At 32.3% G+C, this 17,330-nt stretch carries 36 protein-coding genes and 1 tRNA gene; all 37 read right to left on the bottom strand.

The features are described from left to right. Positions 1–41: 41 nt before the first annotated feature. A tRNA-Ser gene (locus tag IJI80_RS04460) sits at positions 42–125 on the bottom strand. A 187-nt stretch (positions 126–312) separates the two neighbouring features. Continuing rightward, positions 313–804: an N-6 DNA methylase gene (locus IJI80_RS04455; RefSeq protein ID WP_292787999.1), complete on the bottom strand. Its 492-nt coding sequence runs from the start codon at positions 802–804 to the stop codon at positions 313–315. A gap of 245 nt (positions 805–1,049) precedes the next feature. Next, positions 1,050–1,472: a hypothetical protein gene (locus IJI80_RS04450; protein ID WP_292787997.1), complete on the bottom strand. Its 423-nt coding sequence runs from the start codon at positions 1,470–1,472 to the stop codon at positions 1,050–1,052. After that, positions 1,469–2,059, bottom strand: a complete 591-nt coding sequence (locus IJI80_RS04445) for a hypothetical protein (protein ID WP_292787996.1) — start codon at positions 2,057–2,059, stop codon at positions 1,469–1,471. Before IJI80_RS04445 ends, IJI80_RS04450 begins: the two co-directional genes overlap by 4 nt. 1 nt (position 2,060) lies before the next feature. After that, positions 2,061–3,125, bottom strand: coding sequence for a tyrosine-type recombinase/integrase (locus IJI80_RS04440; protein ID WP_292787995.1), 1,065 nt, complete (start codon positions 3,123–3,125; stop codon positions 2,061–2,063). A 19-nt stretch (positions 3,126–3,144) separates the two neighbouring features. Further along, positions 3,145–4,185: a tyrosine-type recombinase/integrase gene (locus tag IJI80_RS04435; RefSeq protein WP_292787993.1), complete on the bottom strand. Its 1,041-nt coding sequence runs from the start codon at positions 4,183–4,185 to the stop codon at positions 3,145–3,147. Between the two features lie 22 nt (positions 4,186–4,207). Beyond that, positions 4,208–4,549 (bottom strand): hypothetical protein, encoded by a 342-nt coding sequence (locus tag IJI80_RS04430; RefSeq protein WP_292787991.1) that lies wholly within the window; start codon positions 4,547–4,549, stop codon positions 4,208–4,210. A gap of 57 nt (positions 4,550–4,606) precedes the next feature. Further along, positions 4,607–4,849, bottom strand: coding sequence for a hypothetical protein (locus IJI80_RS04425; protein ID WP_292787989.1), 243 nt, complete (start codon positions 4,847–4,849; stop codon positions 4,607–4,609). A 4-nt stretch (positions 4,850–4,853) separates the two neighbouring features. After that, a complete protein-coding gene (locus IJI80_RS04420; RefSeq protein WP_292787987.1) occupies positions 4,854–5,369 on the bottom strand; it encodes a hypothetical protein in 516 nt (171 codons plus the stop codon). Between the two features lie 64 nt (positions 5,370–5,433). Next, entirely contained in the window at positions 5,434–5,622 is a 189-nt protein-coding gene (locus tag IJI80_RS04415; RefSeq protein ID WP_292787986.1) for a hypothetical protein, read from the bottom strand. Further along, on the bottom strand, positions 5,619–5,858 hold the full coding sequence (locus IJI80_RS04410) for a hypothetical protein (protein ID WP_292787984.1): 240 nt from the start codon (positions 5,856–5,858) through the stop codon (positions 5,619–5,621). Before IJI80_RS04410 ends, IJI80_RS04415 begins: the two co-directional genes overlap by 4 nt. Positions 5,859–6,227: 369 nt before the next feature. Continuing rightward, the gene (locus tag IJI80_RS04405) at positions 6,228–6,590 is read right to left on the bottom strand and encodes a hypothetical protein (protein WP_292787981.1); all 363 of its coding nucleotides are present in this window, start codon (positions 6,588–6,590) and stop codon (positions 6,228–6,230) included. After that, on the bottom strand, positions 6,587–7,216 hold the full coding sequence (locus IJI80_RS04400; protein WP_292787980.1) for a hypothetical protein: 630 nt from the start codon (positions 7,214–7,216) through the stop codon (positions 6,587–6,589). The genes IJI80_RS04405 and IJI80_RS04400 overlap by 4 nt, the downstream gene beginning before the upstream one ends. A gap of 414 nt (positions 7,217–7,630) precedes the next feature. Continuing rightward, positions 7,631–8,413 (bottom strand): DNA methyltransferase, encoded by a 783-nt coding sequence (locus IJI80_RS04395; RefSeq protein WP_292787978.1) that lies wholly within the window; start codon positions 8,411–8,413, stop codon positions 7,631–7,633. 28 nt (positions 8,414–8,441) lie between these two features. Continuing rightward, a complete protein-coding gene (locus IJI80_RS04390; protein ID WP_292787976.1) occupies positions 8,442–8,585 on the bottom strand; it encodes a hypothetical protein in 144 nt (47 codons plus the stop codon). Then, positions 8,582–8,746, bottom strand: coding sequence for a hypothetical protein (locus tag IJI80_RS04385; protein ID WP_292787975.1), 165 nt, complete (start codon positions 8,744–8,746; stop codon positions 8,582–8,584). Before IJI80_RS04385 ends, IJI80_RS04390 begins: the two co-directional genes overlap by 4 nt. Further along, positions 8,743–9,270 carry a hypothetical protein gene (locus tag IJI80_RS04380; RefSeq protein ID WP_292787973.1) on the bottom strand — a complete coding sequence of 176 codons (528 nt, stop codon included), beginning with the start codon at positions 9,268–9,270 and terminating at the stop codon, positions 8,743–8,745. Before IJI80_RS04380 ends, IJI80_RS04385 begins: the two co-directional genes overlap by 4 nt. Before the next feature lie 262 nt (positions 9,271–9,532). Then, a complete protein-coding gene (locus IJI80_RS04375; RefSeq protein WP_292787971.1) occupies positions 9,533–10,300 on the bottom strand; it encodes a hypothetical protein in 768 nt (255 codons plus the stop codon). Between the two features lie 5 nt (positions 10,301–10,305). Beyond that, positions 10,306–10,656, bottom strand: coding sequence for a hypothetical protein (locus tag IJI80_RS04370; RefSeq protein WP_292787970.1), 351 nt, complete (start codon positions 10,654–10,656; stop codon positions 10,306–10,308). Beyond that, positions 10,657–11,064 carry a hypothetical protein gene (locus IJI80_RS04365; protein ID WP_292787968.1) on the bottom strand — a complete coding sequence of 136 codons (408 nt, stop codon included), beginning with the start codon at positions 11,062–11,064 and terminating at the stop codon, positions 10,657–10,659. It lies immediately after the preceding gene. Then, positions 11,061–11,264, bottom strand: a complete 204-nt coding sequence (locus IJI80_RS04360) for a hypothetical protein (protein WP_292787967.1) — start codon at positions 11,262–11,264, stop codon at positions 11,061–11,063. Before IJI80_RS04360 ends, IJI80_RS04365 begins: the two co-directional genes overlap by 4 nt. 178 nt (positions 11,265–11,442) lie before the next feature. Then, positions 11,443–12,030 carry a GIY-YIG nuclease family protein gene (locus tag IJI80_RS04355; protein WP_292787966.1) on the bottom strand — a complete coding sequence of 196 codons (588 nt, stop codon included), beginning with the start codon at positions 12,028–12,030 and terminating at the stop codon, positions 11,443–11,445. A 28-nt stretch (positions 12,031–12,058) separates the two neighbouring features. After that, the gene (locus IJI80_RS04350) at positions 12,059–12,433 is read right to left on the bottom strand and encodes a hypothetical protein (RefSeq protein WP_292787964.1); all 375 of its coding nucleotides are present in this window, start codon (positions 12,431–12,433) and stop codon (positions 12,059–12,061) included. A 15-nt stretch (positions 12,434–12,448) separates the two neighbouring features. After that, complete coding sequence (locus IJI80_RS04345) at positions 12,449–12,865, bottom strand: hypothetical protein (protein WP_292787963.1); 417 nt, start codon at positions 12,863–12,865, stop codon at positions 12,449–12,451. A gap of 5 nt (positions 12,866–12,870) precedes the next feature. Next, on the bottom strand, positions 12,871–13,323 hold the full coding sequence (locus IJI80_RS04340) for a hypothetical protein (RefSeq protein WP_292787962.1): 453 nt from the start codon (positions 13,321–13,323) through the stop codon (positions 12,871–12,873). Positions 13,324–13,435: 112 nt separating this feature from the next. Then, complete coding sequence (locus IJI80_RS04335; RefSeq protein ID WP_292787961.1) at positions 13,436–13,747, bottom strand: hypothetical protein; 312 nt, start codon at positions 13,745–13,747, stop codon at positions 13,436–13,438. Then, complete coding sequence (locus IJI80_RS04330) at positions 13,744–13,989, bottom strand: hypothetical protein (RefSeq protein WP_292787959.1); 246 nt, start codon at positions 13,987–13,989, stop codon at positions 13,744–13,746. Before IJI80_RS04330 ends, IJI80_RS04335 begins: the two co-directional genes overlap by 4 nt. Next, entirely contained in the window at positions 13,986–14,321 is a 336-nt protein-coding gene (locus tag IJI80_RS04325) for a hypothetical protein (protein ID WP_292787958.1), read from the bottom strand. The genes IJI80_RS04330 and IJI80_RS04325 overlap by 4 nt, the downstream gene beginning before the upstream one ends. Then, positions 14,314–14,508, bottom strand: coding sequence for a hypothetical protein (locus tag IJI80_RS04320; protein WP_292787956.1), 195 nt, complete (start codon positions 14,506–14,508; stop codon positions 14,314–14,316). The genes IJI80_RS04325 and IJI80_RS04320 overlap by 8 nt, the downstream gene beginning before the upstream one ends. Further along, a complete protein-coding gene (locus tag IJI80_RS04315) occupies positions 14,505–15,206 on the bottom strand; it encodes a thymidylate synthase (RefSeq protein ID WP_292787955.1) in 702 nt (233 codons plus the stop codon). The genes IJI80_RS04320 and IJI80_RS04315 overlap by 4 nt, the downstream gene beginning before the upstream one ends. Further along, entirely contained in the window at positions 15,203–15,388 is a 186-nt protein-coding gene (locus tag IJI80_RS04310) for a hypothetical protein (protein ID WP_292787954.1), read from the bottom strand. Before IJI80_RS04310 ends, IJI80_RS04315 begins: the two co-directional genes overlap by 4 nt. After that, a complete protein-coding gene (locus IJI80_RS04305; protein ID WP_292787952.1) occupies positions 15,385–15,765 on the bottom strand; it encodes a hypothetical protein in 381 nt (126 codons plus the stop codon). Before IJI80_RS04305 ends, IJI80_RS04310 begins: the two co-directional genes overlap by 4 nt. Next, complete coding sequence (locus IJI80_RS04300; RefSeq protein ID WP_292787950.1) at positions 15,741–16,223, bottom strand: hypothetical protein; 483 nt, start codon at positions 16,221–16,223, stop codon at positions 15,741–15,743. Before IJI80_RS04300 ends, IJI80_RS04305 begins: the two co-directional genes overlap by 25 nt. Positions 16,224–16,241: 18 nt before the next feature. Next, a complete protein-coding gene (locus IJI80_RS04295; protein WP_292787948.1) occupies positions 16,242–16,661 on the bottom strand; it encodes a hypothetical protein in 420 nt (139 codons plus the stop codon). After that, positions 16,655–16,789, bottom strand: coding sequence for a hypothetical protein (locus tag IJI80_RS04290; RefSeq protein WP_292787946.1), 135 nt, complete (start codon positions 16,787–16,789; stop codon positions 16,655–16,657). The genes IJI80_RS04295 and IJI80_RS04290 overlap by 7 nt, the downstream gene beginning before the upstream one ends. Before the next feature lie 8 nt (positions 16,790–16,797). Then, complete coding sequence (locus tag IJI80_RS04285) at positions 16,798–17,133, bottom strand: hypothetical protein (RefSeq protein ID WP_292787944.1); 336 nt, start codon at positions 17,131–17,133, stop codon at positions 16,798–16,800. A gap of 4 nt (positions 17,134–17,137) precedes the next feature. Beyond that, positions 17,138–17,330, bottom strand: a 193-nt coding sequence (locus IJI80_RS04280; RefSeq protein WP_292787943.1) for a hypothetical protein, incomplete at its 5' end; no start/stop codon positions are given.

Genomic DNA, 17,330 nt, shown 5'->3' with positions numbered 1-17,330 from the left:
TTTTCTTTTTTTGTCTTTATTCTTGGATTGTGTAAATGTTACGCATCGGATGGGATTTGAACCCCTGAATGCTATTGCATACAGGATTAGCAGTCCTGCTCTTTACCATGCTAAGATACCGATGCATAAGAGAAGTGGGGAGGGGAGGATTTGAACCTCCGCTATCTAAGTGCTCCTTAGCGCCTTTGACACAGGGAATCAAAACCCTTGCTAGACCACCGCCCCATTATATATTAGTAGAGTTGGAGGGACTTGAACCCCCGACCTTAATGTCGCATCACTTTTAATATTTTTTTATATTTTTTCCTTTTTTTAGAATAGTGTTGATTGTACTGATTTAGGTTTTGGTTTGTCATAGGTTTCTATGACTTTGTCATTATCTGTTAATGACTTGTTTAATTCAACACTTTTTTTATTCTTTTTAGCACCTATGAAGTTGTATGCTTCTTTTTCTGAGACTAATTCAATATGTGGGATTGGTAAACCATAGTGAATGTAATTGTTTACTCTCCAACATTCAAATACTTCTAATGTTAAAGTGTTTTGATGAATTATACTGCCTCTAACTCCAGATATATAGAAATTCAATACTGCCATTTTGCACGCTACGGGGTCAAGGTCTTGACCTATTAAGATTGCAGTTGGATTTTTACTATGGGCATCTAATAATAATCTACCGCTTCCACAGGCACAATCATTAATTATTCCCCCCTTATTTTGCATTAATGTTTTACTCATTAACTTTGATACACATTGAGGTGTGAAAAATTGTCCATTAGTCCCTGCTTTGTATTTGGATTGGATTACATCTTCGTAGAATACTCCAAGATAGTCATAGTAATACTTTCCAGTATTCTCTAATTCATCAGATACAATTTGTATCCATTCTTGATAGAGTTTAAAGTAGGTTTCTTCATTTCCTTTGAAGTTTAATTGTCTATCATGGTTTATGATTAGGTTTTGGTCTATTACCCAGTCTAACCAGTTAATCCATAATGTACTGGCATCATCAGTTCTTGCTAAACTTTCAAAAGTTTTCTCAAAATTATTCATATTAAACTCCTCCCACATCTTAAACATTCAGTTATTTGATTTCCGTCTGTTTTCAAATCACATAAATCTTGAATATCCCAATTAACTTTTTTTAATAAACGTACTTCATCTTCAGCATCTTCAATCTTTTTAAATTGTCCAAAAATAACAATTTTACCATTGATTCTTTTACGGATTTGCCAAACTTTCCTACTAGCTATCCATACTAAATATTTTGGTTGTTTGTAACTGAATTTTAATCGTTCATCTAAACATTTACCCCATCCGTTCTTTTCAAAATAAGTTCTTGCTTTCTTAGCATCTTCTAAAGATTTGTAACTACCAAAATTATATGGTTTATTCATTACCTTTTTGGTTATTACCCAAGTTCCTTTTCTTTTATCAAAAAAAATATATTTAGTATCAGGAATATTTTTCATACCATCACTTTACTTAGATAGATTGTTTCTTCATTAATCCTTTCATCTAAATTACATATTACTTCAAAATCCCAATTACATTGCTCTAATAAATCTCTTTCATGCATTGCTTCATGGATAGTGTTAAATAATCCATAATTAACTGATGAACCATTTTCCTTATGCTTAATATTATATTTTATTTTACCTCCCCTGATTATGAATTCAATATATCTTAATGGGTCTACTGGTATTAAATCTAAACTCCAATTATTTTTTATACAGTTATCTCTGCATTGTATAGCTTCTTCAAGTAATGGGAAAGAACCGAAACTGTATTCTTTACCATTAATCACTTTAGCAACACGATACCTGTATAATGGGTCTGCTTTATCATTAACACGAATATAATGTTCATGTGATTTAGTATCCCTTTTGGGATATCGTTTCCAGTTATTGGCTTTACTCCAATCTCTTATCATTAATGCTGAAATTAATGATTTACTGGAACCTATTAATTTTTGAGTACCATTAATTCTTTTAGAGATTCGATAGTTACGGTCTTCTTTACACCAATTAATATTTTCAGTTCCAGGAACATCTTTCATTCTAATTCATCCACCTTTTATGATTAAATTTAATTTCATCTTCATCTTCAACAACATATAATTTAGTTGTAGCAATCTGAGAATGTCCCAGAAATACTCTTATCTGTTCTAATGGCACACCTTTACGTAATAATCCTGTTGCAAATGTTCTTCTGAATCTATGCGGATGAACATCTTTAACCCCACATGATTGACCCAATTCCCTAAGATTACGACCAATACCACTATGTTTTAAACGACCTCTTCCTTTACCAACAAATAAAGCTATATCATTATCGGTGCGTGTTTCTAAGTATTTTTCAATATAATATTTAGCAGATATGCTGAAGTAGAATTTACGTTCCTTGGCTCCTTTACCCATCACATAACCAGTGCATTCTTTTAAATCAATACTAGTACGGTTTAATGATTCCAATTCTCCCAATCTTAAACCACTACTAATAAGTAATTCGAATATTGCACGTGTACGAGTATCTTTTATATTATCTCTGAGTATAACTAATTCTAATTCACTGAAAGGTTGTTTAACTTGATATTGTCTCTTAATAGTTTTAATTTTCTTAACAGGGTTCTTTAAAATTAAACCTTCAATTGTGCAGAAATTATAGAAACTATTCAAGTTACGGCGATAATTATCAACAGTTACCTCTGTGGTTCCTTTTTCATTAATTAAATAATGGAACCAGTCACGGACATTATCAGTAGTTAATTGACTTAAAGCTTTATCAGGATAAAACAATGCTAACATGTCTAAAGTGTTTTCATAAAAACGTAATGTTTTACTGGATAAACCTTGGCTTTTTTTACCTTCTTTAAACCGATTAATCAGATAATCATTAACTTTATCCACAACAACATGTTCATCTTTATGTTCAGATACTGCAATACTATATCGTTTCAAGGTCTCTTCAAGCATGTTGGATAAATTCTTTAATTGCCTTGCATCACATAATGTATCCATATCTTGAAGTATTCTTCTAACTAATTCCAGTTTAGCATTATTATCATTACTACGGTAAAATTCATCAGTTAAACCAACACCAAGATTACTCATCACTTCAACCATGAATAAAACACCTCACTTTTTATGATACAAATCGGTTATGTACTCTTTTCAAAGATTCTTCATCAGATTCCACATATCGTAAAGTAACCTCTAAACTAGTATGACCTAATAATTGTTGCACTTGATCTATAGGCATGCCCTTTCGAACCAATCTAGTAGCAAAAGTTCTACGGAACTTATGCGGATATGCTTCAATATTATGTCTTTCCCCTAACTTCCGTATCATACCTTCAACAGCAGACAACCCAATTCTCTTATCATACAAATTTAAAAATAAAGCACCGTCACCATCAGTTTTACGTTCTTTAATCATTAATTGTAATAAATGACTTGTACGTTCATTAAAGTATACTAATCGTTCTTTATTTCCTTTACCTAATACAACAACACTATTATCTTCAAAATTAACTTTATAAGTATCAATACCTGCTAATTCACTAACACGCACTCCACTAGATAATAAGAATTCAAAAATAGCTTGATTCCTGATTTTATATTTACTGTTTCTACGATTTGCTAAATCATTACGCATTATTTCAATTTCTTTATCAGTAAATGCCTTTTTAACTTTTTTCTCAAATTTAACTTTAGGGATTTTACGCATTGGATTAATAATAATATATTCTTCCAGTTCTAACCAGCCAAAAAATCCTGATAGTATACGGCGGATGTTATCTATGCTGATTTTACTAGCATTATTTAATTCTTGATAGAATACTAGGAATTCTCGTATATCTGTATGTGTTAAATTAATGAATGATTTAACAGTCCATTCTTCCAGTTTTTTTAATGTGACTTCATAGTAATTTATTGTACGGTCACTTAGGCCTTCTACTTTTTTGGATTTTATATATTGAACTAATAATTTCTTATTTTGAACTTCATAATCGAGGTTAGTGTCAATTAAACCTTCACCAAAATCTAATTGACTGGTGTGATAGTTTAATACTCGGTTTAATTCTCTTAATTGTACATTGTCTAGTAGTGGAGTCATGCCGTTGAGAACATCTTCAATAAATCCTTTTTTGTATTCTGCACTAATTTGACTGAAATTATTCAATAAGATTCCCCTCCTTTTTTTATTAAGATAATGTCCTTACAATCTTAACATTATCTAAATTCAATGCTTTATCAGTAACATATGGACTTTCAGGACTGTTTTTAAGATAATCTTTTTTATTAAGGATTAACACATAATTATCATTCATTGAGCAGATATCATCTTTCTTAACAGTATAAGAGGAATCATCCATGAATACGAATTCAGTATCATGTTTCTCATGATTCTCACGCAGTAATTCAAATATTGCATGTTCTTTGAAGAAGAATTCTCTTCTTAATTCTGTTAAGCACATTACATAGTAACGATATTTGCTTGCTAATTTTTCATCAGGGGTTTCTGATTCCATTACTTCTGATAACATTTTATCATAATCATTGATTTTACTATCTATGACTTTTAATATTGTATTATCTTCCATTTAGTCACCTTCTTTTTTATCTGGAGTATTTAATAGTTTTAAATATTCTGGGTTTGTGTTAATGTCTTCAAAGATGGAATCCATTATTTTTTGATCCAGATATTTATTCCCTGTTGAAACAGTTACAATAGTTTTCCATTCAGGGAATGTTTGATTATATGTTCCTTCGATGTCGATTAATGATAATCCTTCTCTTCTGTGAGTGGGGACGATTTTGAATCTTTCCATTTTCACAGTTTCCATAGCATCACTCTTCGGTTTCTTCTTCAGGAGTAACTGCATCATCATCTACTTCAAGGACATCATCAAGTAAACGGATTGTATTCCAATATGCTCTATAAAGCAACAATGGATTTATATCACAATATTTTGATGCTACATGTCCGGCTCTTCCTTTACCGGCATCCACCACATCCGCGATGTGCTCAAGAATATCTAATAAGTTTACATCTGGCCATGCTTGGTCATTGACATGATGTCTTTCTTCAAAGTAATGTCTTTGACACCAGTTAGTTTGTTCGAATTCACCTTCTGGTAAATGTGCTAATGCTACTTCACTGTATTCTTCGAAATTTGCTCCCATTTTTGTGAAGTCATGTTTAAGGCCTATTTCATGTAATTGTTCTCCAAACCAATCCATTATGCGACCAACTTCTTCGATGTGTGTTTCTGTTGCTTCGTATAATTTTTCTTTTGTCATATCCTCAGGTGCAGTGCGTGAGTCTGCATATGAGGTATTTTTGATGATTATCTTGTCTGTCATATATTATTGTATGGTGGTGGTTTGACTGTTTTGTAACACAAAAAAAATAAGTAGGTGTATTTTTTTATCGGTAATCTACTACCCATTCTTTACAGTTTTCTTTTTCTTTTTCCAACACTCCTTTTTTACTGCAAACGATACGTTCATCTGAATATCTATTACAGTAAACACATCCTCTGCATTTACCAACAGTACCCATTTCTCGTGCCATTTCCATTTCCATTGAAAGTCCACAGATTATCATTTCAGTCATAATATCTCTAACTCCTCTCTTAGTTCATCGTCGGGGTCAATTGTTGGTTCTTCTTTGAATTTTTCTGTTTCATCTGTTAGGAGTATGCATTCCACTACTTTACCATTATTACTGTTTTTTAGTATTAGGAATGATTTTCCTTCGATTTTGTTTGCGGTTACGGTCATGTTCCATAGTTCGGGGCCGTAGGTTTTTTTCAGGTATTTTAATCGGTTTTCGAATATTTTGTAGTTCATAGTTAATTACTCCATTTTTTCTGTAAGTCGGTATCGTTGTATATTTTCTTTTCTGCACATTCATCGTACTGTGAAACTTCGCTTACTCCTAATTGGAAGTATTGTAGACACATATCGTTCCGAGGCACGTAGTTTTGGCAATTCAAGTGTACATTGGATTTACAGTTGTCGCATTCGCCTTTATCTGTCTTGTTTTTACAGTATAGTTTATTATTATCTTCGTATCGGTATTCGCAATCGTGGAATATTATATCAGTCATTTTTCCAACTCCTTTTCATAATTCATACATATGAAATAACTTTGTTTTTCAGGGTAGTTATGTTTTTTAACTACGCAATGTTCTTTTTTGGAACAATCGTCACAGATTATCATATGCTCAACTCCTTTTCTAACCATTCTTTAAATTCAAATGCCAAACGCAAATCAGAACTGCGAATAACATGTCGTCCAGTATTATCAAATATGTCATAATAAAAACTATAGAAATCAGAAGATACCCATTTACGGGTTCGTAGTTCAAATCCAGTTACTTCCTGAAATAAAGGTCTTTGAAATCCGAATAAGTTTTCATAATATTTTTGTCTTTCTTCAGCACGTTCTCGGTCGTCACAATCTAAACCATGAACGGATAATTCACTATGTATTTGTGTTTCAGGCATTCTTCCAAGTGTGTCAATTAGGAATACTGAATCGAGTATGTTGCAGTATTTGATGATAAATCGGTAACTCATTTTAATTCAACCTGTAAATCCTTTGCAATCTCATGCAGTAATCTTGAGCAGTTTTTCTGGACAAGTTGGCCCATATATTTACCTGCTTGTGGTGGTGCTCCAACAAGTAATGATCTGTTGACCAGGTCATTTTTTTCTTGTAATGTTGCAGCTACTTTCTTCTTGTATGATCCTTCTCGGATGATTTCATCTAATTGTTCTTTGGTTAATATTACTCCTCCATCTTCAAGGATACGTGATATTTCATAGGATGCTCGGCTTATGTTTTCGTTTGCTTTTTGGAGTAGTTTGATTGTTTCTTGTTGGTCGTTCATTGCATCAACAACTTCTTTCATAGTGGTTAATTCACGGTTTAGCCAGAAATCAGTTATTTTAAATTGTGTTACTGGCATGGTTGGAGAGTCAGTAGTGAATCTTTTAGTCATTCTATTCCCCCCTCTTTTTATAGGAGTATCATACTCACAAGTATCTTTTCCGTTTACTCTTTTACGATTTTCTCTGTAACAATGAATTCCATCTTCGTTTGATTGTGCATAATCACAATGGAAACAATCTTCTGTTAATATTTCCAAATCATTCGGAAATGTTTCTTTTACTTTTTCAACATCTAATACTCTCCACTCCAATCCTTTTTTTAAAATTTTTTCTTTTAATTTTTTAATACTTGTAGCAGATATTAAATTATGTTTATTATTTTCCCAGTAAGTATATCTCCATCTGAATCCTTGTTTGCAATTAGAATCGTTTAATTTTGAAACACGATATAATCCTGTACTATTCCTTGATTTACTTATTGATTTACTTAATTTCACATTCATTCAATCAACCTCACAATTTTAATCTAATATACACTATCAGTAAACAGAATAAAAATCCATATCCCCCTGCTAACCCCCATGCTACAGTTTCAGTCATTCAGCATCACCTTTATCCCTTGCTAATGCTCCTACTTTCTTTCGACAATTTACACACCAAAAAATGTATTCTGCTATTCTTATTAGTGGTGTTCGGCATATTGGACAATAATAAGTCATTCCACATCACCATAATTTGCTTTGATATTCACTACATCGTTTCTTTGCGATTTCGTAGTATTTCGGTTCTAATTCTATTCCTATGAAGTTTCGGTTGGTTTGCAGACAAGCAACACCAGTAGACCCCGAACCCATAGTGAAATCCATTACCAAGTCATTTTCATTAGTATAAGTCTTAATTAAATACTCCAATAATTCAACAGGTTTCTCTGAAGGATGGTTTCTACTATGATTATGTACACTTTTAAAATATTGTACACTTTCAGGATACTTGCCCCTTTCAAAAGAGATAATATTTCGGGGTTCTAATGATAAACCCCCTTGAATTTTGTTTGTACTATTTTTTAATTGTGCCTCTCTTTTACATAAATCCCCATCTTTAAATCTACTATACATACTATCAGCATACTTCTGAAAAATAGGATTATACTTACATTGTTTACTATAAAAAACAGATATTATCTCATGATATTTCATAGGTCTTTTTTTCGCAAGGGCAAAATCACCACTACTATTCTTATGCCATACCCAATCATAACGATACTCTCTAATATTACTCATTCTTAAATTACTACTGAATGGTTCACTTCCGAATAAACATATGGGTGTTGTTGAATGAGTTAATCCATGTATACAATCCCACATCTCATCAAAAGGAATAACACTATCCCATCGACAAGCAGTAGTACCATAAGGAGGGTCAGTTAGTATACAATCAACTTTTACTCCATCATCTATGAGTTTTTGCATTTCTTCTATGCAATCGCCTTGTATTAATCTACAACTCATAATAAAATACTCCTAATTGGTTTTTCAGTCATTCCACATCACCATCTTCCCAATCTTTACAAATCTTTTTTAGACAGAGATTGTTTGTTTTTTTACAACCGAATGCCTTGACATAATCATTATCTCTTTCATAACGAAGATATTTACAATCCCAAAAAGATTTTTCAGTCATTCCACATCACCATCATCTTTTATCTCAAAAGGATTACTTAAATTCCGATACTGCATTGTTACTTCACAGTTATCCATAAATTTTTTTAATTCAACACTATCATCAAGATTTTCCCATTTAATAATTGCTAAACCATTTTCTACTTGAATAAACTTAATCATTCCACATCACCTTTCAATTTATCAATCTTTTGAAGGATTTCTGAATAATCCAATTCCCAGTAATCCTCATCAAACACTTCAACATAACCTAACTGACTTGCACATTTATCAAAAGCAGACAAACCAGTTATGGTTGTTAATTCGTGTTCAACTTCTTTCAGTAATTGTTTTAACTCTCTATTCTCATCATATACATTATTATAATCAGAATTTAGTTGAGCATATAAATCCCTTTGAGCATCATATCTTTGTTTTAACTGCTCATTCTCTTTTGATTGTTCCATCAACATTATAACAACAGATTCATCTTCCAATGATTCATCACCATTATAGAATTGATGGTATCTATGTTTGCCCCATTCTTCCAATCGAAATTTCCCTGCTTGACAAACTATATCTCTCTCATCTAATTCTTGATTTAATAAATCATCAATATTTGATTTTAACTCTTCATTTTCTGATTTTAACTGTTCATTTTCACAAACTAATGCTTCAATTTCAGTTACTTCTATTCGTGGACTCATTCGTAATTCCTGATTTTCTTTCTTTAACTGCTCAACCTCTTTTTCTAATTGTTCTTTTTCATCATGTAATTCCCACCATAACTTACCACATCTTGAATGTGCTTTTTTAGATTCATTTAATTTAGATTTTAACTCTTCATTCTCATTTGATAGTTGATTTAATAACTCACATATAATTTCCAAATTATCAACCATATGATTATCATTAACATCATAAATATACGGTTTAAAACCTTCCATATGATTATACTCAAATCGTTCTTCAGTCATTTTCATCATCCATTTTGATTAACATTTCTTTTTCCAATCTTCTTCCAGTAACAAAATAATTAAACCTAACACACTCATTAGGAAGAAATACTTTAATCTGAAGATTATTGTTTTTCAAATCAATTTCAGTATTATTGTCTTTAACATATAATGTGTCTTTGTCAAACTCTCTGTGGTTTTGATTCCATTTAAATGTAATATCAGTTATTTGTTTTTTTAACTGCTCATTTGTTTGTTGCAATGAGTTATTTTCATTAAAATAATCATTTAATAATTTACAAAAAACTTCTGCACTATTAGGTGCATCTAAAGAATAATATTTGTTTGCAAAAGTATCAAGGATTGTTAAAAGATTATAAACTATATATCTTCGAATATCATAGAATTTATGCCTATATCTTATCAAATCTCTTACTGGACTTTTATCTGAAATACGATCATCAAACTCTTCAACAAGTCCATCTAATGCTTGTCGTAGTATTGCGTTATCTTCTTTTAATTCAAGTGTTTCTTGTTTTAACTTGTCTCTTTCGATTTCTAAGTCTAAATGTTCATCGTGGAGTAAACCATGCACTTTATGTAATCTATCATATTCAGTTTTTAATTCCTGATAATATTGGTAGACTTCATTTAGTTCATCACAGATTAATTCTGCTTCGGCTTTACATTGGATTTCGCTGCAGACAAGAGTATTGTCTTTTCTTAAGATGTTGTATTCTCCAAGGTTGTCTTGGATTAACTTGTATCCTTTTGTAGTCATCGTATTCACCTGTGGTTTAAGCATTCGCTGTATCCGCCGAGTTCATCAATCTTATCACATAACTGGTAAAGGAAGTCAATTAAACTATCCGCATCTTCTTTATTCTTTAAAGGTACTGGTTTGAATTCCCCTTGTAAATCCCTCAAAGAATAAGAGTAAGTGAATTTACCAGTTTCCTCATCATAATGCCTTTCTTTAAACCTTACAAATCTTTGATAGTAATGTTCACCATCTTGTTTATAGTAGTAGTCATCGGCTTTTTTACAGGACATGCGGTTGTCCATGCAGTCACGATGATCTGCTGCACAATAACCCCATTCACCTTCCATCATGTCATCACATTCTAAATCATACATTTATAACCACCAATCCTGATTTTCAGTATCATCAATATCATCGAGGGAAATGTCTTCACCTTCCTTATTTTTACATTCTGTGATGATGACTTTTCCTTTTTCATCGAGTTTATATTTTACTATGCTTAAATCGTTGAATACTGTGTAAAATGTGTCTTTTGTATTGTACCAGTTTCGGTCACCGTACATTTCAACATCACATTCATATAAGTCATCTAAATCCAAATCATCCATTGGTTCTATCTGGACAAAAGCATATTTTAAGTAGCCGTATTCTGATTCACTGCAATCAAATATGCCTTTTATTCCGCATGCTTCGTCACTATTTGGTAGGCCTAATTGTATTGGCCAGTCCTTTGGGAATTTACTTAATGCTTCAATAAATTCCCCGCAAGTTAAAAAACTCATTTTTTCTCCTCTTTGTTTGTTATTGTTAATCCTCTGTAATCATGGGTTATTTCCTTTTGAATTTTGTCATAGACATCTCTGCTAACTTCCAAGGTGGTGCCGTGTAAATCCTTTGGTTTAACAGTATCTGGAGGCAAGTCCTCATTTAATACAATATTAACTCCTTTTAGAAGGTTAGGATTCACTTCATACATATTCAATTTTCCTCCAGAATTAATTGATTTAACAAAATCTCTAATTTTTTCCTACGCACAGATGTTTTAATTATCATTCCGTTAGGATTAATAAGTGAATATCTTTGTCCATATGGTGTAATACCATTTTTTACAATTTTATATGTTTTATTCTGAATATCCTCTTCACAAATTTCATTATTTATTAATTTAGTACGCAAATTTTCCAATTTATTTTTATCCCTGAATAAATAAGTTTCTTATCATTACTTTTAAGAACATATAATTGGACGCCATCTTGTATTCCATTTTTGATAATCCTGTAATTTTTCAAAAAATATTCCTCTGTTATGATTCCATTATTTAGTTGATAAGCTAAATCTTCCAAGTAATTAACATCTACTGAACCTTTAATATACTTATTATCAGGGGATAACAATAAATATCGTTGTTTATTAAATTTAATTCCTGCTTTAGTAACATGATATTTAGGTGTCCTACCATTTCTAAACCCCATTCCTCCAGGAGTAAGGTTATAATGATTTTTATCAAGATAAGTATTGTATAATCTGATGATTTTTATTTCTTCCCTGTCTAATTCCTCTTCTTTACATTCGAATAAAATTTTAAAAAAGAAATTTCTCATCCCATATTTTTTAATACTTTTATCAATATACTGCCGTATATTTGAGGGGGTAATATGTTGTCGGAATCTGTTTTCTATATTAACAGATTGTCCAACATACATTTGGCCAGTTAATTTATTTTTTATTAAGTAAATTCCACAAGTCATAATTCCTCCATTAAATATGATAATTTTTTCATAATAAATCACCGTTGTATTCTCCAAGCTTGCGCAGTTTCTGTTTTAACTCAAAATTTTCTTTTTCAAATTTATGGATGTAATCGCTTGCTTCATCAGGATTTAAGCATAACTCTTTAAGTTCGTTTTCAATATCTTTTAGGTCTAACATTCCTCTAAATACTAAACTGTGCAGCTTTATTGTTAAGAAACGATTCTCCATTCTTAAATGCCTATTAACTGCTTTTAATTCAATGCAATGTTCTATATCCCTAGCAGTTTTATATGCTTCTCTTTGAAGAACTGATAGTTTAAAGCATATTTCTTCTAATGAATATTCTCTGTCGGTATATTTGTTTTTGATTTTACCGTTTTCAACGTAATATTCGTCCATTATTTCGGCCTCCTTTTAATCTAGTGTTACATATGGTTCTTTTTCCATGAACCTTTGAATCTTACCCCATACTGCATTTGCAAGAATATTATTCAATTTCGGATTTGGGGAATTGATGCAGACAATCATTCTTTCGCCAACAAGGTCGTTGTCTCTGACGATATACTCGGTACCGCCGTATTCGCTTGGACGTTCGACAATCTGATAATGTTCATGTTCACTATATTCTAATTTTCCTGTTTCTTTGTTTTCATCTATTAATTGTAAATCTGTTGCTACACACATTGCATCAATAATGGATTCCGGTTCGTTTTCATCAACACTTCTTGGACTCCACCAGCAAGGGTTTATGTCATCTAATATTTTTGTGCCTCTGTCGAAGCATTCAAGGTAGTCTATTAGTTCTCCGACTGTTTCTATTTTATCCTCCATTCTTTTTATACCTCCTTTGAAATCCTGCAATCTTTTTTACTGAATCTATAATGAACATGACTGAACATTGAAGTTCCTATCCAGTCATTATTTAATGTTGGCATGTAATAACCGAATTTATCACAGAAATCCATTATTAATTGTGGAGGAATTGTTTTCTCATATCGTCCACGTACTTTCACAACATCATGATCCACATCGAATTCCACCATGTCCGCATGACCATTGAAGAATTCTCGTATTTTTTTCTCATATCTTTTGACATCATTTTCATATCTTTCTTTAGATTTGTAGAGTTGGTGATGCCAGTTTTGATATTTTGTGGATTCTTCTTCGGAGGACAATATTTCAAACTCTTTTAAAAGTTTATCGACGTCAACTCCTAAATAGTGTGCCATGGCATATTTATCTGCTTCATCTGGTATTTTTGAGATAGTTACTCTGACATAGGCATGCATTAATTTATTACTTATTTCAACTGCGTAATAATCATCGGGTTCACCATCATTTGCTAGTCTTCCCAGATACATTGAATATAGGAATGCTATGAATGATTTGTCATCTGTTACATCACTTAGCTTCATTTAAACACTCCATATTGTTTGTAATTGCATTTGCCATTTCCAATACATTAACTGCTACTTGATGGGTTGCAACTGACATCTCATCAAAACCCAATCTTATAATGTAACTGACAACTCTCCTAATTATCGCTTGTACTTCCTGTTCATCTCTCTTAGATAAATAGGAGTAATATTTTAATTCACCGTTGTATTCATAGGAGTTACAATCTAAACTTTCATTTCCAGTTTCAACATAGTGAAAATCATCTTCACAAAATTCATGTACTCTTTTATAATTCTTGCAAAATTGACAGCTCATTCTTCAACCTCATCATCTGTTTCGGGTATTTCATCATTATACTCAATCTTGTTCAAGATTCGGACTTGCATGTCATCTTCCACTAATTCCATCCCGAATGGTACGACCATAATATCTTCGAATTCTTTGCTGATTGTTTCTCCAAGTTTCTTGTTTATGTCCTTAATATCCTTGAAGATGTCTTTACCATCATTGCTGGGTAGTCTTAAAACTACTCCACAAAGCACATCATAATAACTCATTCTAACAAATCCTCCGGTATTGCAAATGGATAATCTTTATGTCTTAACTCAAATTCTACAGATTTTGTTCCTGCAAAATAATTCTCAAGTGTATGCTTGTGCATTACTTGAAGATTGAAATCTTCACAGGCCTTATTAACAATATCCATATTCACTTTGGTTTCATGGAATTTGATATAAACCATCTTTTTATCTTTAAAATGTAGTCCTATTACGAATTCTCCCATCTTTTCGTGTTCGTCTTCCCATTCATCTAATTTATCGCTAAATGTTGTCCATGCTTTAGTATAAGCTCTTTTTGCTTTGCCAATTTCCACTAAATAATCAGTCATTATTTAACCCTCCTTTTTTGTCTTTGAAAATGCTTCCAATTGGAGCAAAACATTCTACATAAGCTGGTTGGCAATCCTCTTCGAATTCTCCCCAATTGGTGCATTCCATTTCCTTTTCATCATACCAGTCACAATCTTTATGTGTTTTATCTGGTAAGCAATGAAGATCATCTGCATCTATTTTCATAATCCCACTATTTTTTCCGCTGCAGGCATATCAGTTTCATAAATGTGGAGACTGCTGCAATTGTAGTAACTCCCTTTAAAGGTTAGTCCAGGATAGGTTTCCCTTAACTCATCAACTAACTTCAATCCTATGTAATTTATGAATAACATATTGGCGGGCCATGCTCCGTAGGCATCATTTGATCTGAAGATGATTGTTAATGTTAATTCATTATCTCGGATTAATGCTTGGAGGAATTGAAGACAAGGGATGTCTTCAGCTACTCCATCAAGACCAGGATTATATATTACTGCAACAGCTCTGTTACTTCCAGGATTATTTTCAAGACGGTTCATCATTAATTCTAATTGGTCGATAAGTATGTTTTCACCAAACAGATCAACAGTATTATATCTAAGAATCCTATTTGGATAAGTGTAGACAAAGTCTCCACCCTCAATAATGTATGAATCATCAATACTGGCCACATAATCATGTAAAGATTCACCACTCATCGGATAATCTTTAATGTCATATGCTCCTTTTTTTACACATTTAAGGAATTCACTTGGAGGTAAATAGATTGGAGTTTGGAATTGGTTTGGTATGAATTCATGCACTCCAATTATTTCATGTAATGGGCTGTCGTCTTTTGTGTGTTCATGGCCTTTTGTGATTATTTCTTTTAATAATTTTTTCCAGATATTTTCTAAACTCATTTTCTCACTTCTTTTAATGTTAATGTTCGACCACCTATTAAACCGAGAATTAAAAACATTAACCACAATGCTATTTCTGTAAAACCATTTCTGCTAATGGTCCAATTGACAGTATAAGATAATACTGTGATGATTATCCAAGCTATGAGTATTCCGAGATATAATTTGTAGTAATCATTCATTGTGGCACCTCTGAATATCTTTGTTCGTTTTTACCTGGGATGCGGGTTATCCCTAATTCTTTGCAGATATTATCCACTTGGTTTTGTTTCCAATTGATGCAGATTAATTTGTCTCTTACTTGTTGCGCATCTTCTAAGGTTTTGTATTTCCCATAATAGTAGGTGGATTTGAATATTTTCTTTTTGATATTGTATCCTCTGCCTCGTTTTTCAATGTATCTCCATTCTGGGTCACATTTTATTTCATCAGGGTATTCTCTATCAAATAAAGTTTTGAGATTAGTTTCATGTTTGATTAAACATTCTTCTAATCCCATTCCATTGCGTAGGTCTTCTGTTATTGCATGGGGAATCATGGCTCCCTCTCCCAACCACAACAGTATTCATCTTCATTTACTTCCTGATGAAGTGAATTGCAGAAAATAATATTTGATCCCTCAGATTTTATTTGTGGTGATGCGTGGTCACATGATCCGCAACATGGAACCTGTGCTCTTTTAGCTTCTAATTCGTTGCGATATTTTGTGATGTGGATTTGATGATAACTGCAATCTTTGTGTTTATCGCAGAATTCCCATGCTAATTCTTCATTGGTTACAAAGGCCACATGCTCAGTTGTGTCACTTAATTTTCGTTCGATTTCAAATACAACAGAGTGTCTGATATTATATAATCGTCTGTTTAAATCGCTGATTTTCTTATTCTTATCATTTAAAATTCTACTAAGGTCATTAGCTACTGCTTCTGCAGGACAATAATAAGTCCTATCATGCTCACCATCTACGATAATGTAATGATGATTGTTTTCCAGTTCTGCCCAATATTCTCCAGTCATTTTCTTCTATCCTCCTATTTATGCTTCGATTGGTTGGTCTAACCAACAATAATCAGATTCATCAAATTCAACAATCTGGTTAATATCCCAATTACAAGCAAGACAAATATCCCGCTCACGTTCAGCTTCCTTAAAATCTTTAAAGAAACCAAAATACTCTCTTTTACCGTTTATTATTTTCGCTACAAAATATCCTCCATTTGCTTTAATGATGTATTGTCTTCCTCTAAAGCTTGGATTCACATTCCAATGTTTCCCAATATAATAGGCCCTCCATAGTTCAGCTTCCTCAAGACTATGGAAAGTCCCCCAATAAGTTAATACTTTATCAATTCTTTTTCGTATCTCAAAACACCCGTTCTTTTTAGGATAAATGTAATTAGGCATTTTTTCAAATGTTTGAGTTGATTTTTGATAAACATATCTTACCATTACCATTCTATCCCTTCACATGTTACTGTTATGATTGGTATTTCAACACCGTCTTCCATGAGCTTTTTACGTGTTGGTCTTGGCAGTTCTTCAGGCATTAAGTCTGCTACATTAACATAAAAATCTGGATTCATATGTGACCTCACTTTTTTTCTTTGAAATGGAATTTCCAAACATGTTTCACATTATATTCAATACGTGAGACTTCTTCTCCAGTTATTGGAGTTAATATTTCCTGGTGGTGTATCATGATACATTGGACTTGGAATGTTTTTTCGAAGTCACGTAAATGTTTTTCAAATGCCATGGTGGTTGTGATTGTGAAGTGATCCATTGTTAATGTGTCGATTAAGTCGATTGGTTGCATTAACATTAATCCTTCATGTTCACGGAACCATTCATCTACTGCTGTTTTAAATGCTAAGTCTTTGCTTAGCAAGTCACTTTTTGCGTCTAAATATTCGCTATATAAACTCATCTAATCACCTTTTCCATTTTTTAAATCTTACTCGGTCTCCAATGCTTAGGAATTGAACAAATCCGGTTTCACGGTCATTGCGGACAGAGTCATGTAATCTTTCGTAAACCTCTTCAGTAACAGTTAGACTTGTATTGTTTGGACTGGCTTCTTTTAAAGCATCATAGAAACTTGTGCTGACACACATGCTGTCTGTG

This window comes from Methanobrevibacter sp. (genome assembly GCF_017432245.1).
Lineage (GTDB): Archaea > Methanobacteriota > Methanobacteria > Methanobacteriales > Methanobacteriaceae > Methanobrevibacter.
This window is presented reverse-complemented; position numbering and strand designations above follow the sequence as displayed.